Source organism: Aequorivita marina (genome assembly GCF_031631895.2).
Classification (GTDB): Bacteria; Bacteroidota; Bacteroidia; order Flavobacteriales; family Flavobacteriaceae; genus Aequorivita; species Aequorivita marina.
Window position 1 is genome coordinate 1 of sequence record NZ_JAVMBW020000042.1, and the last position, 430, is coordinate 430.

The 430-nt window shown below is 52.1% G+C and carries 1 protein-coding gene; it reads left to right on the forward strand.

Annotated elements, in window-relative coordinates:
• Positions 1-430: FIDD domain-containing protein (locus QPK98_RS15595; protein WP_494337539.1), on the forward strand; the 430-nt coding region annotated here is incomplete at both ends.

Consider the following 430-nt stretch of genomic DNA (forward strand, 5'->3'; position numbering starts at 1 on the left):
TCTTTGACCTTACCCAGCGCGAAGACCAGATCCGCAATGGGAACACCGATTGGACCTTGGGCTACTATGAAAGCTATGACGATGCCGTCAATGAGGAAAATGAGATTGTGGCCCCAGAGCGCACCGCCTACCAGAACACGGCTAACCCACAGATCATCTACGTGCGAACCACCAATCCCGACTCCAAGTGCTTTGAGATCGTGGAGCTGGAACTAGTAGTAAACCCCTTGCCAGACGCCAGTGCCCCAGTTTCAGACTATATCATTTGCAGTCCTGATAACAGCGGTATCGGCATCTTTGACCTTACCACCAAGATTCCTGAGATCCTTGGAGAACAATCAGCCCCGCCCTTTGCGGTGAGCTTTTACCTAGACCCGGACGATGCGGAGAATCAAACGGGAGCAATTGTAAACACCCAGGCACACCAGAA